Raw genomic sequence first — 14,761 nt, 5'->3', positions numbered from 1 at the left:
CTTACCTCAGATACGAACATTCCCGAGAATAATCGACCCAACGGTCGGAAGGGAATGTTTTTTTTGTAGGTCCCGGTAGGTTTCTGTAGGTTGTGGTTTAAGATGGTTGCAATCGTTCGCGATTAAAACATCCATTAAACCACTGGGAGGTCTGCAAAGATGAAAAGATTACTTGGGGTATGGACATTGGTGCTGGCATTCTGCTTGATCCTGGCGGCATGTGGGGGCAACAACGCCAACACGGGCAACACTGGGAACGCTGGAAACACCGGAAATGCCGGGAATTCGGAGAACGGTCAGGGCAACGAGCCCGAGGTGCAGGGGTCGGAGGCGACAGTCGGGGATGATTGGGTAACCGACATCACGATTCTTACTGGCGGAGAGGCGGGCGTATATTTTCCGCTCGGCGTAGCTATAGGCAATATTATCGACGGAGCCTTCGACACGGTGTCCGCTACGGGTCTCGTCAGCGGCGCATCCGTGGTCAATATCAACGAGATCAGCGAGGGACAAGCAGAGATGGCGCTCGTCCAAAATGATCTCTCGCAGTACGCGCTGGAAGGCATCCACATGTTTGAGTCCGTGCTTGACGGCTTCAGCGGGATGATGACGCTGTACCCGGAGGTCATCCAGATCGTCACGGTGGAGGGCAGCGGCATCGAGAGTGTAGCGGATCTGATCGGCAAGCGGGTGGCCGTCGGCGACGCCGGGTCCGGCACGGAAGTGAATGCCAGTCAGATTCTGGAGATCCATGACATCAGCTACGATGACATCAGCGTCGAGTACATGAGCTTTGCCGATGCGTCCACTGCGCTCCAGGACGGCAACGTCGACGCGGCCTTCGTAACCGCCGGCACGCCGACAGGAGCGATTCAGCAGCTGGCGACGATGAGAGATGTGCGGATCTTGCCCATCGAAGCGGATAAGATCAGTGATCTCATCAGCGCTTATCCGTACTATACGCAATTCGACCTGGCGGCGGACGCGTACGACTTGCCGGAGGATGTCATTACCGTTGCCGTCCAATCCATGCTTGTCGTCAGAGACGATCTTCCGGAGGACCAGGTCTATGAGATGACCAAGGCGATCTTCGACAACCTCCAGGTGCTCCAGGATACGCATGCACGCGGTCACGACGTGACGATCGACTCCGCCCTGGACGGCATGTCGATTCCAGTTCATCCGGGAGCTCAGCGCTTCTATGACGAGCAAGGATAATCAGACGTCGTCCATTGCACGAAAAGCAGCACGATACGCGTTTGCGATCTCGCTAGTGGGACTGGCGGCCATCGTGTTCCTGCGTCTGGAGAGCCCGTACAACTGGCTGATGATCGAGGACTACAAGAGCGGGACGGTCTTGTGGAAGCATGAGATTGAGGCGGGCGAATGGTTCTCCCATCGATACATCCACTCTGTCGAACGGTCGCCGGTCATTGAGAAATTTCAGTTTGACGATCGCGGCCGCTTGTGTACCATGGAGAGCTGGACACGCTCATTCGGGGCCGGGCTGCCTTATGAACTGCAAGGTGAGACAGAACGTATCGACGGTTATTACGTCAGCAGGGAGCTTAATCGATTGGTTGGGAGTGGCGGCATTCGCATGCTGCCCTCCAGCCTCTTCCCTCACGCTTTCTACTTCAGAGAAGAAGAAATCCTACTTTCTGAAGCGCCATATGCCGGGAATCGAATAACCATTTTCGTCAAACCGATGACATGGCTGGAATCGATTTCTTATTCCAATTGGAAAGGAAAGTAGAGCATGGATGAAGCGCAGCAGAAAAAAATTCATGAGCTCGAGGGAGGCGACCGGGAGCTTCGCGGGAGCTGGGGCTTGATTGTCATGGCTTTGTGCATCGTCATGTCGCTGTTTCATTTCTACAGTGCGGGCTTCGGCATCCCGGTTCGGTCGACGACCTATTTGATCTTTCATTTAACCATTGCTCTGGTGCTCGTCTTTCTGATCTATCCGGTGAAGAAGGGGCTGGGCCAGACAAGCGTTCCTTGGTATGATATGCTCCTGGCGCTGGGAGCCGCATTTGTCGGCTTCCATATCATCCAAAACCAGGCGGAAATGCGCATCCTCAGCGGCAAGCTGACGGGCTTCGACCTGGCGGTCGGCGTGTTGCTAGTTGTCCTAGTACTAGAGGCGGCCAGGCGCGTGGTCGGGAAACCGCTGGTCATTATTGCAGGTATCTTCATCGGCTATTTCTTCCTCGGCGAGTTCTTGCCCGGTCAATTCCACCATAGCCGGGGAGGGTTGACAATGACTGGGCTGAACCGCTTCATCTCGGAGGTTTCCTTCCTCAAGACGGGCATCTTCGGCACGCCCATCTACGCTTCGGCATATTACGTGTTCATCTTCATCCTGTTCGGGGCCATTCTCGAGACGACCGGGGCGGGCAAGATGTTTATCGACCTGGCGCTGCGGGCATGCGGCCGCTATAAGGGCGGGCCTGCCAAAGCGGCGGTCGTGGCGAGCGCGGGATGATGGGCAGCATCTCCGGCAGCTCCACAGCCAATGCTGTCACTACGGGGACCTTCACGATCCCGCTCATGAAGCGGGTTGGCTTCAAACCGCATGTGGCAGGGGGCGTGGAGGTAGCTGCTTCTTCGAGCGGGCAGTTTCTGCCGCCGATCATGGGCGCGGCAGCGTTCATTATGGCGGAGATGACGAACATTCCTTATCTTGAGATTATCAAGAGTGCACTGATTCCTGCTATCCTGAGCTACGTGGCCATCCTGTTCATGGTGCATTTCGAGGCTTCCAAGAACGGGATCACCGGGATGGCCAAGAGCGAGCTCGTCTCGGGAAGGAAGCTGCTGGTCCAGCAGGGTTATCTCATTATCCCGATCCTGGTGCTGATGTATTTTCTCGTCATTGAGCGGCGCTCGATTTTCAATGCCGCCTTTTTCGCCATTATCGCGGTGCTGGTCATTGCCTTTTTTGCCCACCGCTTCAGAGAGCGCATCGGCAGAAGCCTGCTGTATGCCGGCGGGCTTTGTCTGCTCACCTTCGGACTGCAATTCAGCATCGATAGCATCAACGGACTGCTGAACCAGGTGAACCGCAGTTTTTTCGGGGGCCAATTCATCCGTTGGCATTCGGATATCTCGCTGATGGTGGTGCTCGGCATTGTGGTCGCCGTATCGTTTGCGCTGCTGCACAAGAAGTTCAAAACGGAAGGGACGCCTCTGCGGTATGGCTTGAAGCAGCTGCTGGCCGGTCTTGAACTGGCGGCGCGCAATTCGCTCTCGGTGGCTGTCGCCTGCGCCACGGCAGGCATCTTGATCGGCGTGCTGCAGCTGTCGGGGCTCAATACGAAGTTCACCCGCATCGTCATGAGTTATTCGGAAGGGATTGTCGACTTCTTGCCCGCGTTCCTGGTCTTCGAGCATACGCAGCTGTACGTTGCCCTTGTCTTGACGGTGTTCGCCTGCTTGATCCTGGGGCTCGGACTGCCGACAACAGCAACGTATATCGTATTGGCGGCGACCGTTGCGCCTGCCCTGGTAGGTCTTGGCCTGCCTGTGTTGACCGCGCATTTGTTCGTGTTGTATTACGGCGTGTTGGCCGACGATACGCCGCCGATCAATCTGCCGGCGTACGCCGCGGCGGGGATTGCCAATGCAGGGCCGCTGAAGACCGGCGTCCAGGGGTTCAAGTTTGACTCCGGCGCGCTGCTGCTGCCGTTTGCTTTTGTGGCCAATCCCAACTTGTTGCTGCTGGAGACAAGCACGCCATGGTACACCGTGTTATGGAGTATCGTGACAGCTACGGTCGGGATCGTCCTCTTCGCCTCCTTTATCCAGAATTGGCTGATTGCCCGCTACAACGGGTTGGAACGCACGATGGCGCTGATCTCCGCGCTGACGCTGATCCACAGCAGCTGGGTGACCGATGTGGTCGGGATCGGCGTACTCGCGACGCTCGCGGGAACGCAATTCTATCGAACGAGAGGGCCGAAGCTGCCGCTCACCGGGGTGGCGCAGCCTGTGGAAGGACACGAAGTGAGCAAGTAGCAAGAAGTACCAACGGTATGAGCCTGGTTCAAAGGCCTTCAGAAAAATGTATTGCCAGCAACCTGTAAATTAATGTATGCTATAAGCAATAGCACTGAGGTGAAGCACACCCAAGCAGGACGTCCTGGACGTTTTGGTTTGGGTGTTTTTTTGTGCCTTGGCGCCCCACAAGAGGAGGAATACGAATGAGTACGGTCAGAATCTATGAGACGCCGGAGCAATTTGCAATGATGATGCAGGGGAAGCTGAGCGAAGCGACGGGGATGAAGGTGAGCAGGAAGGCCGGGGAGCCGCTGCTGCTCCTGGTCGAGGTCAGTCCGGGCCGGCAGGAGGAGCGGGCGGAGATCAGTCTGCATGAGACCTATCAGATCTACCGCAGCACCGGTGATCTGAATCTGGCCGTCGACTATCTGAACGGCATGGTGCGGTCGACTCTGTATATGCAGCAGAATGAGGCCAAGCTGATGAAGCTGGACGCGCGCTACCTCTATCCGGCGATCCGGGACGAGCGACTCGTAGTTGACCAGGCCGAGATGGAGCTGCTGTCCGAGCCGTTCCTGCCAGGCTTGCGGATGGTGTTCCTGGAGATCAAGGACGATGTGGTGAAGATGGTGAATCGGAACATGCTTGAGCTGAACCCTAGGTTCACGGAGGAGAGGGTCAAGCGGATCGCCAAGCGCAATCTGCGGGCCGAGGGCTGGCAGGAGCCGGGACTGGAACTGGTCAGCCCGCAGCGCAAGTCCTGTACGGTAGAGGTGTATCAGGACTTTCCATTTCCGTTCGAATGCCAGTTCCTGATGGAGGAGCTCGGCGGCACCCGGATGCCGGAATCCTATGTGATCGCGTACACGAACCGCAGGATCGTCCTGACGATGCGCTCCACCGAGCCGATGGATACGCCTGAGCGGGCGCGTGAGCTCGTCCGGAGCTCCATGTTCCGCGCAGTGGCGCAGCGGAGCTGTCGGCTGATGCCTGGCCCGGTATCGGATCGGGTGTACTGGGTGCACCGGGGAAGGGCGGTGCTGTTGGAGGAGGGTAAGCAGTGAACACTCATCAAAAACCACCATCCGCGTGAGGATGATGGTTTTTACATTTTATGGTCTTTGATCGCGATGCAGTGGGCTTCAATAATTGCAGCAGCTTGTTGACGGTCGAATCGATGATTCACCATATCTACCGTAAAATCCTCGGCTTTTTTTGCTTCCATCTTAAAGGACAGGCCGTTATAGCGCAGGAATACAACAAGTGCTGTAAAAGCGGTTCGTTTATTTGCATTGTGGAAAGGATAATTTTGGCCAAGTGATTCGAACAAAGCCGAAGCTTTCTCGAACAGAGTAGGATAAGCATCTTCACCAAAGACAGCAGATTGAGGCCGATGGACAGCTGATTCGAGTAAACCAGGTTCCTTGACCCCTATATGTTCACCTGGGCTGTATCGTTGAATCATGGCTACGTTAATGGCTATCACTTCCTGAACGGTCAAATAACGAGTAGAGTTCATCTGTCCTTGAGCCCTTTAAGCGTTTGATCGTATTCCTCAATGACATCTGTCAACGTATCCATGAAGTCAGCGCTTATTCCTTCCGGTAAAGAGACTTTTGTCGACTTCTTAATAGTGATCTCTCCTGTGGATGAATTAACATCGATGCTGACTAGATCGCCTTGCTCCAATCCGATTTGCTTCAAAGCGTCAGTCATGGTTATGCCAAGACTGTTGCCAAATTTGGTCACTTTCCGTTCCATCTCAACCATCCCATCCATTGGTGTTCCTCTCCTTATCAATATATTCAACTGTTATAACAATTATACAATTAATCACTGGGATTTCAATCTAGTAGAAGCGAACCTGCCGTCATTGACTCATGAGGATGTGTGGTGGGTACGGAACTCCGATGGCGTCATGCCGGTATATTTCTGGAACACCTTGGTGAAATACCGGCGCTCCTGATACCCGACATGGGCGCCGATGCGGGCGATAGACACCTCGCTTGCGAGCAGCAGGGATTTGGCCGCATCCATCCGCTGACGGGTGAGATACTCCACGAAGGTCTCGTGAAAGTGATTCTTGAACAAGAGACAAAAATAACTGGCGCTGATGCCGAGGTGGGCCGCGGTCTCCTCGATGCCGAAGTCGCTGCCCAACTGGCGCCGGATATAAGTCTCGGCGGCCTGCATGAGCCGCTCGGGCGACCGTTTGGCCGGGCCAAGCGACTCTTCCGGCGTCTGCGGCAGTACCTGCGGGGGCGGCTCTTCGGCGCATTGGCGCTTGCGGATCTCCCCGGCCAGACGGCCGACGATCTGCGCCAGCTCCTCATAGTCGATCGGCTTGCTGATATAGTCCTTCACCCCGTAACGCAAGGCGCTTCGGGCGTATTCGAACTCATTGAACCCCGTCAGCAGCAACACTTCGCAGTCATAGTCCCGCTCCCGGATCTGCCGGAGCATCTCCAGGCCGTCCATCCGGGGCATCCGGATATCGCTGAGGATCAGGTGCGGCCGGGTCGCCTCGACGGCGGCAAGCGCTTCGGCGCCGTTGCGCGCCAACTTGACGATCTCGATGTTCATCGCTTCCCACGGCAGCACCTGGAACAGGTTGTTTAATATCGGCTGTTCGTCATCAACGAGCAGACCTCTAAGTTTGGGCTGATCCAATCTCCTCACCCGCCTCATGTTTTGGGATGACACACCGGATCATCGTTCCTTGTCCCGGCGCTGAACAGACGAACAGGCCATAGCGGCTGCCGTAGTGGTAGCGGAGTCTGTCCGCGACACTCCGCAGTCCAAGCCCGCGGCGCTCGGGATGGGCGGGAGACGCCGCACCCGGAGCTTCGTCGCCGGACGGGGCATAATGCAGCGCCTGCAGTTGCTGAGCCGTCATGCCGTTCCCGTCGTCGGTCACGGTCAGGATAAGGCGCGGCCCATCAGCCTGGGCAGTAACCGTCAGCTTGCCCTGATAAGCGATGCCGTCGAAGCCGTGCTGCAGGCTGTTCTCCACGAGCGGCTGCAGCGTCAGCTTCAACACGTTGCAGGGCAGCAGATCGTCCGGAACATCGATCGTGTACTCGAACAGATCTCCGAACCTGAACTTCTGGATAACGAGGTAGCTCCGCAGATGCTCGATTTCCAGCTGCAGCGGGATCTCGTCGGCGTCCTGGATGCTGATCCGCAGGATGCTGGCAAGCCGCAGCACCATCTGGCTTACCTTCCGGCCTTCATTTTGCACGGCCAGCACATTGATCGATTCCAGCGTGTTGAACAGGAAGTGCGGCTTGATCTGCGCCTGCAGCAGCCGCAGCTCCGCGGCGGCCTTCTGCCGCTGTTCGCGCTTCACCTGATCGAACAGCGCGTGGATCTTGTTCATCTGGTTATTGAACCCTTCCTCAAGCAGCAGCAGCTCGCCGCTGCCACTTTCCTCGACCCGGACCCCGAGCTCGCCGTCCTCGACTTTGCGCATGAACCGGACGATCTTGCCGATCGTTCCCGTGATCCTATTCATGAAGACGAGGCTGAACACCATCGCCGCGAGCAGACAGAGGAAGATGATGGCGACGAACCACCGGGCAAAGGTGACGATCTCGCTCGACAGATAGCTCCAGGAGATAACGGATACGAGTCGCCAGGGGGCGTCCGGCATCGGGTAGATCGAGATCAGGCTCTCCTCGCCGTCGAACGTTTCTTTGAAGCTCTGATAGGTCGGCGCCCACGCCATGGGAGGATCGATGAAGTGCTGGATATCCCGTCCGTTCAGCCGCCCTTCGTCATCATAGAGGATCATGCCCTTGTCGTTGACTAGCATATACCGCGTGGTCGGCAAGCTGCTGCCGAGCTTCAGATTTTTGAAGATGTCTTCGAATTCCCAGTTCTTGATCTGCACGAACAGGATGCCGATCCGCTGCAGCTTGCTGAGCTCCTTGACCAGTCGGATCTGCGTGAAGACATGGCCCGAACCGGTCAGCTCCGGGTATTCGTACGGGGCGATCCAGATCGGCATGCCGTTGCGGTTCATCACTTCCTGGTACAGCGGGTGCGCCATGAACTGCTCGTATGGCAGCGTCTCGAAGTTCTCCTTGTTGAAGATCGTGATGACCCGCGAGTGCGTCGGCTGCTCCCCGGTGAACTGATAGAGGAAGGCAAAGTCGATCGAAGGGTGGCTGTACAGCAGCGAGCGAAAATGGCGCTGATTGGCATTGAGTGTCAACTGGTCGGCGTCGGTCAGGTTATGGGCATCCGGCTCGCCAGCGGACAGAGATCCCTGGAATACGCCCCGGGCGATGCCGGTGTCCGTCACGCTGTCGATGTTGTCGAACACATTGGCAATGCTGTAGCTGATCGCCTTCAGCGCATACTCGGCCTGCTGGCTATGCTTCGTCTCGATGGTGCGGAAGGTAACCAGGAAGATGATGACGCCCAGGATGCACAATGGGACAATGACAAGTGCCATAAATGCCGTTAACAGCCTCAGACGCAGGTTCATCGCATTCGCTCCCGGAGTTGCATCATGACAGTTTAGCCGTTTCATGCTGCAAGAGTTGAGGTGTTTATATGTTTTCGGGGTTACATTTAACCTTTTACACTGCCAGCGGTTACCCCTTCGATAATCTTCTCCTGCAGGATCGCGTAGATGATCATAACGGGCAGCACGCTGAACACGATGCCGGCGGACATCTGCGCATAATTGGTGTTGTACGCATCCCGGAAGCCGACCATGCCTACAGGCAGCGTCTTCAGTGCATCGTCGGATAGAAAATAGTTGGCCAGCAGGAACTCATTCCAGTTGCCTAGGAAATTGATAATAAATATGGTTACGATGGCTGGTATAGTCAGCGGTAAGATTATCTTAGCAAATAACCCGGCAGGTCTCAATCCATCCATTACGGCGGCTTCCTCGATCTCGCCGGGCAGGGACCGCATGAAGGCGGTCAGGATGATGACGGTAAACGGAATCGCATTGGCCGTATACGGCACAATAAGCGCCAGATGGGTATCAAGAATATCCAGCTGGCGCATCATGCCGTAGATCGGCAGGAGCAGCGCGTTGTTGGGGATCAGCATCCCCAGCAGCACCAGTTGGAACAGCAGGGCGCTCGTGCGGTGATAGCGCATCCTCGAGATGGCAAAGGCCAGCATCGCCGCGAACAGGATCGACAGACAGGCGGAGAGCACGCCGATATACAGACTGTTGAAGAAATACGTGCTGATCTTGGCATTCACCCAAGCGTTGACGTAGTTATCCCACTGGATCGCGCTTGGCCAGCCGAACGGGTTGGCGGCGATCTCCTGATTGCTCGTCTTGACGGAGGAGAACAGCACGAACAGGAAGGGATACAGGATGACGAGCAGGTAGCCCATCAGGAACACATGGGGAACCGTGTGCTTGAGCGTTCTCATCAGGCGTCCATCCTTTCGATCCGCCGGGCAACGACCAGCTGGTACGCAGCCGTGATCAGCATGGTGAAGACGAAGATCAGCACGGCAATCGAGTTGCCGAAGCCATGCTTGAAGCTCGTGATGGCGTAGCGGATCATATAAGTGGCCATCACGTCCGTGGACCCGGCCGGTCCGCCCTTGGTCATGACCAGGACGATATCCGCCGCCTTCATCGCGCCTGCGACCGACAACATGATGACGACGGAGATGATCGGCAGGATGAGCGGCAGGGTGATCCGGAGCGCCCGCTGCACGCCGGTGGCACCGTCGATGACAGCAGCTTCCTCCAGCTCGGAGGGGATGGCCAGGATGGCGGCCAGCACCATGATGATGTAGAATCCCGTCCACTGCCAGGCATTGGTGATCAGGATCGCCAGCATCGCCCACTTGCGGTCCGACAGCCAATAGACGGGCTCGATGCCGAGCAGGCCCAGCGCTTCGTTCATCAGGCCGAAGTCCGGATGGTAGATGAAGCCCCACAAAATGCCGATCACAGCGGTAGACATAATGGATGGGAGGAAGACGGCCGTCTTATATAGCCCCTTCAGCTTCTTCACCTGCGCGATCAGCAGGGAGAAGATAACGATCACTGGCACCTGGACGAAGCAGGAGAACAGGATGAAATACCCGTTGTTCTTCACCGACTGCCAGAACGCGGCGTCGTCCAGTGCGGTCGTATAGTTGCCGAGTCCGATCCAGGCTTTGTCCTGGGAGATGCCGTTCCAGCTCGTGAAGCTGTTATAGACCGCCGTAAATACCGGATAGATGAAAAAGGCCAGAAACAAGAGGAGTGCCGGCAGCACAAACAGCAGATAGGTCAGGGGATTGCGCAGCGCTTTGTTCATGTTTACCTCCGTGAAGAAAAAGGGCGCCCCGTGCAGCGCACGGCTTGCGCCCTCTTTTTTATATAAGTATTGAATCTAGATGTGTGTGGGGTTATTGCTCCGCAGCGTTGGCCGCGTCCTGTGCAGACTGCACCGTCTCCAGCATCGACTCGGGCGTGCCCTCGCCGCCGATGATCTGCTGGATGCCTATGCTGAGGGCGGTGTTGACGTCGGCTTGCACGAGCGCGTCGAAGGCCGGGAAGGAGATGTCGATCTCGCTCACTGCGGCGAAGATATCCTGCATGAGCGGATCCTCGGAAGCGGTCTTCATCTTCTCCAGATCGATCTTCATCGCCGGCAGCACGCCATCCTCTTCGAGGCCGCGCAGCTGCATCTCTTCGGTCCACATATTCCGGATGAAGGCCGTCACGGCGGCGAGCTTCTGCGGATCGTCCGCTACTGCGGCGGAGAACCCGTAGCCGTTGTTGGCATCCTGCATGACGACGACCGGGTCGCCCTCGTTCACTGGCGGCATGTTAAAGTAGCCGATCTTGCCCACCATATCGCCGGCCTGTTCCGGATCCCGGAACACCGAGTTCGCCCACGAGCCGTCCATCATCATGATCGCTTCGCCGGTGATGATCTGATTCCGCATATCTGCATATTCGAAGCCGAGCTCGCCTTTTTTGAAATAGCCCTTCTGCACCCATTCCTGGTGCTTGGCGACGCCCTCTACCACACTGGGATCGGTCCACTTCGTCTCGCCGGTCTTGAACCCATAGGTGATCTCCGGCCCGCCGTAGTAGGACCATAGATTGTTGGTTGTCATGAGCGGAATCCAGGCATCTTTGGACGACTGGGCAAATGGGATCTTCCCGTCGGTCTTGATCGCCTCGGCGATCTGCTCCAGCTCGGCCAGCGTTTTGGGGATGGTCAGGCCTTTATCCTCGAAATATTGCTTGTTGTAGAAATAGCCTTCCACCGAGCCCCCGATGGGCAGTCCGTAGACTTTGCCTTCATACGTAAAGGGGTCAAGGGTAGTGAATTGATCCTGGATGCCCAGCTCGGCGATGATCGGCGTCAGATCCAGCATCAGCCCTTCCTTGGCGAACAGCGCGGCATCCGGGCTGCCGAAGACGTCGAACACTTCCGGCGGCTTGCCTGCGGCCATCTCGCCTCTGAGCTTCTCCTTGCGGTTCACCTCGGAATCGACACCGTCCAGCTTGATTGTCAGACCCGGGATGTCCGCTTCCGTCTGCTTGACGACATCCTCCAGCATGGCCAGCCTGAACTTCTTGGATTCGCCCACCTGCGTGTGACGGATCGTAATCTCGAACGGTTCATCCTCCGGCTGGGCGTTGTTTTGACCGTTGGTTTGGCCATTGCTCTCCGTCCCGGTACCGCCGCTGTTTCCGTTGTTTCCGCCATTGGCCGGCGCATTCGAGCCCGCACACCCTGCTGTGATCACCGATGCAGCGAGCAGCAGGAGCGTCAGCTTCACGATATCCTTCCTCATCCTCATGTCCCCCTTAATGATTTGGTTGGCGCCATACCTTCATTATAGAAAGGCCGGGTGGGGTTGATAAGTGCGACATCTCTCTAATCGAGGGATAATATCGTCTAAAATCGGGTCGACAAACGCTTACATCTATCTCGCTATGTCAGGAAGTAGTCAGTCAGGTGTTAATTTTGTCGGGGAACACGTGGCAATAGCGACCGGCCGTGACCTTTCGTCGCGCACATTTCTTCCCTTAGGGCAACAGGATTACAATGGATACGAATACTGGCGAAGATGAGAAGGGGAATCCATGCACTGGTGAGGTTGATGGTTTTTTATCCAACATCTGGTACAATGAGAGATGACTAACAGAGGGCAGTTGCCTGTTGAGCGTATCAGGCATGGACTAGGAGGAGGGCAGTATGATCAGAGACGGCTTCAGCAAGTTTTTCTGGGGATTCTTATTCATCATGTTCAATTTTCGGATTCAGGGCTTTGATATCCTGCCGGATGTGATCGGGTTCATCCTGTTTGCGGTAGGCTTCCGGACGCTGGCCCGGGAGAGCGATTCCTTTGAGCGGGCTAAGCTTTTTAATTTTGGGCTGATCTTCCTGTCGCTCTTCTCCCTGTATCAATCGCCCAACAGGGAGGGAGAATTCAACCCCCTGGGCTTCTTTGTAGGGATCGCCACACTCGTCCTGCTGCTCATCGTCGTGCATCATCTGCTTGCGGGCATCAAGGACATGGCGTCCCGACAGGAGCGGCCGGACCTGGTGGCGGAGGCGGGTCAGAAGTGGACTTACTTCCTGGTGTTCCAGATCGCTACCCTGCTTTTATTTGTCATGATCCTCATTCCGCCGCTGTTTGTTGTTATGGGGCTGGCATTGTTTGTCGTAGCGATTGTGCTGATGATCATCCTGATGCGGTTCATGAGCAGATGCGGCGAGCAGTTGTGATGCGGGTTACTGCGCCGTCTTGTTCCGGGCGCCTAGTAAGATAAGAATCGCATAAATGATAATCGCTGCCGAATCCACCAAAGTATCAGTGAATGCTGCTGCGTCGAACCATACGGTAACGCCAAGGATCACTAGCAGCCGGGCTATCAGAAGGATCACAATCAACCAGGCGACGAATCGTACTTTTGAAGGGTCGCGATAGAGAGACATGAGGATGAAGGCAATGCCGAAGACCAGATTCTCCACTGTGATGATATGCCACACATATGTAAATATCGTCCGGGTATCAATAGTGAGCTCCCCGATGTGAAGCGAAGTCAGTACTGTGGCGTGTCCGTTCCAGGCGTGCGTGAAGGCAAACAGCAATGCAAGCATGCCGGCGGCGAGATAGTAGCCATTCCTAATATTGTGCATCACAATCCACCTCATTCATTCCTTGTTCACTGGTCCGGATCTCCTTGTACATCTCACGGACGTGACCGGCTAGCCTGTGGTCGGTCTCGGGAGTCAAGTTGCGGAGCGTTCCGGCGGCCAGGCTGAGCAACTGACTAACCTTCTCCAGATGAGCGATCTTCTGGCGCGTGGCGGCATACTTGGCATCGAGAAACGTTGCCGCCTCTTCCTTGCTGGAGGGATCAGGTTGTTCCAGTTTGCGGATGCCCAGTACCCTTCGGATCTCCTCCAAAGAGAAGTCTGCATACTGCATGATCTGAATATTCATCAGATCGATGAGATCGTCCTTTGCGTACCGGCGGTATCTGTTTTCTTCCCGTGAGGGCGAGACGAGCGCGATCCGGTCGTAATATCGAAGCGTATCCTTCGAGAGCCCCAACAGCTGTGCAACCTCTTGCATGGAGTAATATGTTTTCATGTGCTAAGCGTAACATTGGAGTGAACTCCGAGGTCAAGAGATTTTTTTAGATTTTATTTCTCCGGCATGAAACGCACTGCGCCGCCAAAGAATGGCGTCAGCCGTTTCACCTTGTGCTATAATAGTAATAACGAGAGTGTGGAACTTAAAACAAGAAAGGTCGCAGAAGCATGCCAACGTTCGAAGACTGGAATCAAAAAGTGAAAAAAACGTTTAATGCCACGAGCAATGAGATGGTATACACCGTTACAGAGGCAGGGAAGTTGATGGGGCTGTCCAAAGATCAAATGAAAGAATACGTGGAGAAGAGCAAGTTAACCAAAGTGCCGATCATGAGAAGTGTGCATAGGTATCTTTTGTTGAAGAGCGAAATAGATGAGATCGTTAAAAATAAGCAATAATGGATGAATGGCACAGCAGTGTTCGGTTTTTGCTATTTAGGCGCAGTTGTGATATACTGAAGTTATCGTATATGAGACTTTGAGTCACATATTGGAAAGGGTTGCGATGCTGCCTTTTTCGGTAGGTGACTTTTTTTAAACATCGTCCATGTAACATTTAGTAAGAGGAGGAAATACAATGCAAACAGGTACAGTAAAATGGTTCAACGCAGAGAAGGGCTTTGGTTTTATCGAGGTTGAAGGCGGCGAAGACGTATTCGTACACTTCAGCGCGATTACGGGCGAAGGCTTCAAATCGCTGGACGAGGGCCAACGTGTTGAGTTCAACATCGTACAAGGCAATCGCGGACAACAAGCTGAAAACGTAGTGAAGTTGTAATCGCCAGCTACCCTGCTTCAAAACAGGGTAGCTTTTTTTGCAAGCAAGAGAAGGGGGAGAGAGGTTCAATGTATATTTCTCGCAAGAAATCTACAGAAGAAATCCCGAACGAATTGACAACCATTTGGTCATGCACAAAGGATGACTGCAACGGATGGATGAGGGACGGTTTTTCGTTCGAAGAGTTCCCTATCTGTCCCCAGTGTCACTCTTCGATGATCCGCAGTGAGAAAAGCCTCCCGGTTCTGTTGGATTCGGGTTATGGCCTCAAACGATAACTGCGGGAGCATAGCCATCTAAGCACACACAAAAAACCACATCCCCATCGGATGTGGTTTTTTGTGTGCTTAGCAGCGCAAGTGCCTGACCAGGGAGAGTAGGATGC

At 55.2% G+C, this 14,761-nt stretch carries 18 protein-coding genes; 9 read left to right on the top strand and 9 right to left on the bottom strand.

Annotation, left to right across the window (positions count from 1 at the left end; all coding sequences use genetic code 11):
* Positions 1 to 159 precede the first annotated feature (159 nt).
* The 5 genes from ABC336_RS12480 (at position 160) to ABC336_RS12460 (ending at position 5,066) form a co-directional block, all read left to right on the top strand.
* Positions 160 to 1,218 (top strand): TAXI family TRAP transporter solute-binding subunit, encoded by a 1,059-nt coding sequence (locus ABC336_RS12480; RefSeq protein ID WP_413238957.1) that lies wholly within the window; start codon positions 160 to 162, stop codon positions 1,216 to 1,218.
* Positions 1,202 to 1,756, top strand: a complete 555-nt coding sequence (locus ABC336_RS12475) for a DUF1850 domain-containing protein (protein WP_413238956.1) — start codon at positions 1,202 to 1,204, stop codon at positions 1,754 to 1,756. Before ABC336_RS12480 ends, ABC336_RS12475 begins: the two co-directional genes overlap by 17 nt.
* A gap of 3 nt (positions 1,757 to 1,759) precedes the next feature.
* Entirely contained in the window at positions 1,760 to 2,488 is a 729-nt protein-coding gene (locus tag ABC336_RS12470; protein ID WP_413238955.1) for a TRAP transporter large permease subunit, read from the top strand.
* Positions 2,485 to 4,020: a TRAP transporter permease gene (locus ABC336_RS12465; protein ID WP_413238954.1), complete on the top strand. Its 1,536-nt coding sequence runs from the start codon at positions 2,485 to 2,487 to the stop codon at positions 4,018 to 4,020. The genes ABC336_RS12470 and ABC336_RS12465 overlap by 4 nt, the downstream gene beginning before the upstream one ends.
* Before the next feature lie 185 nt (positions 4,021 to 4,205).
* A complete protein-coding gene (locus ABC336_RS12460; RefSeq protein WP_413238953.1) occupies positions 4,206 to 5,066 on the top strand; it encodes a hypothetical protein in 861 nt (286 codons plus the stop codon).
* Positions 5,067 to 5,107: 41 nt separating this feature from the next.
* On the opposite strand, the gene ABC336_RS12455 is transcribed toward ABC336_RS12460, so the two are convergent.
* From ABC336_RS12455 to ABC336_RS12425, 7 genes are all read right to left on the bottom strand, one after another.
* Positions 5,108 to 5,521 carry a type II toxin-antitoxin system death-on-curing family toxin gene (locus tag ABC336_RS12455; protein WP_413238952.1) on the bottom strand — a complete coding sequence of 138 codons (414 nt, stop codon included), beginning with the start codon at positions 5,519 to 5,521 and terminating at the stop codon, positions 5,108 to 5,110.
* The gene (locus ABC336_RS12450) at positions 5,518 to 5,781 is read right to left on the bottom strand and encodes an AbrB/MazE/SpoVT family DNA-binding domain-containing protein (protein WP_413238951.1); all 264 of its coding nucleotides are present in this window, start codon (positions 5,779 to 5,781) and stop codon (positions 5,518 to 5,520) included. The genes ABC336_RS12455 and ABC336_RS12450 overlap by 4 nt, the downstream gene beginning before the upstream one ends.
* A gap of 99 nt (positions 5,782 to 5,880) precedes the next feature.
* Entirely contained in the window at positions 5,881 to 6,672 is a 792-nt protein-coding gene (locus tag ABC336_RS12445; RefSeq protein WP_413238950.1) for a response regulator transcription factor, read from the bottom strand.
* Positions 6,653 to 8,494: a sensor histidine kinase gene (locus ABC336_RS12440; protein WP_413238949.1), complete on the bottom strand. Its 1,842-nt coding sequence runs from the start codon at positions 8,492 to 8,494 to the stop codon at positions 6,653 to 6,655. Before ABC336_RS12440 ends, ABC336_RS12445 begins: the two co-directional genes overlap by 20 nt.
* An 86-nt stretch (positions 8,495 to 8,580) precedes the next feature.
* Positions 8,581 to 9,408, bottom strand: a complete 828-nt coding sequence (locus tag ABC336_RS12435) for a carbohydrate ABC transporter permease (RefSeq protein WP_413238948.1) — start codon at positions 9,406 to 9,408, stop codon at positions 8,581 to 8,583.
* Positions 9,408 to 10,292 (bottom strand): carbohydrate ABC transporter permease, encoded by an 885-nt coding sequence (locus ABC336_RS12430; RefSeq protein ID WP_413238947.1) that lies wholly within the window; start codon positions 10,290 to 10,292, stop codon positions 9,408 to 9,410. Before ABC336_RS12430 ends, ABC336_RS12435 begins: the two co-directional genes overlap by 1 nt.
* Before the next feature lie 91 nt (positions 10,293 to 10,383).
* Complete coding sequence (locus ABC336_RS12425) at positions 10,384 to 11,787, bottom strand: ABC transporter substrate-binding protein (RefSeq protein ID WP_413238946.1); 1,404 nt, start codon at positions 11,785 to 11,787, stop codon at positions 10,384 to 10,386.
* 404 nt (positions 11,788 to 12,191) lie between these two features.
* Between ABC336_RS12425 and ABC336_RS12420 the strand changes: the two genes are divergently transcribed.
* Positions 12,192 to 12,725: a hypothetical protein gene (locus ABC336_RS12420; protein ID WP_413238945.1), complete on the top strand. Its 534-nt coding sequence runs from the start codon at positions 12,192 to 12,194 to the stop codon at positions 12,723 to 12,725.
* Between the two features lie 6 nt (positions 12,726 to 12,731).
* Here the strand turns inward: ABC336_RS12420 and ABC336_RS12415 are convergent, their stop codons facing one another.
* Both ABC336_RS12415 and ABC336_RS12410 read right to left on the bottom strand, forming a co-directional pair.
* Entirely contained in the window at positions 12,732 to 13,145 is a 414-nt protein-coding gene (locus tag ABC336_RS12415; RefSeq protein ID WP_413242500.1) for a hypothetical protein, read from the bottom strand.
* Entirely contained in the window at positions 13,126 to 13,596 is a 471-nt protein-coding gene (locus tag ABC336_RS12410; RefSeq protein WP_413238944.1) for a MerR family transcriptional regulator, read from the bottom strand. Before ABC336_RS12410 ends, ABC336_RS12415 begins: the two co-directional genes overlap by 20 nt.
* Positions 13,597 to 13,766: 170 nt before the next feature.
* Here ABC336_RS12410 and ABC336_RS12405 point away from each other — a divergent pair, with 170 nt between their 5' ends.
* The 3 genes from ABC336_RS12405 (at position 13,767) to ABC336_RS12395 (ending at position 14,654) form a co-directional block, all read left to right on the top strand.
* Complete coding sequence (locus ABC336_RS12405) at positions 13,767 to 13,997, top strand: DNA-binding protein (RefSeq protein WP_413238943.1); 231 nt, start codon at positions 13,767 to 13,769, stop codon at positions 13,995 to 13,997.
* 178 nt (positions 13,998 to 14,175) lie between these two features.
* Positions 14,176 to 14,376: a cold-shock protein gene (locus tag ABC336_RS12400; protein WP_413238942.1), complete on the top strand. Its 201-nt coding sequence runs from the start codon at positions 14,176 to 14,178 to the stop codon at positions 14,374 to 14,376.
* A gap of 68 nt (positions 14,377 to 14,444) precedes the next feature.
* Positions 14,445 to 14,654 carry a cold-shock protein gene (locus tag ABC336_RS12395; protein WP_413238941.1) on the top strand — a complete coding sequence of 70 codons (210 nt, stop codon included), beginning with the start codon at positions 14,445 to 14,447 and terminating at the stop codon, positions 14,652 to 14,654.
* Positions 14,655 to 14,761 lie beyond the last annotated feature (107 nt).

Origin of the sequence: Paenibacillus jepli (assembly GCF_047238105.1) — a bacterium.
GTDB lineage: Bacteria > Bacillota > Bacilli > Paenibacillales > Paenibacillaceae > Paenibacillus_D.
Note: the sequence above shows the minus strand (reverse complement) of the source record. Positions and strands in the feature narration are given on the sequence as shown.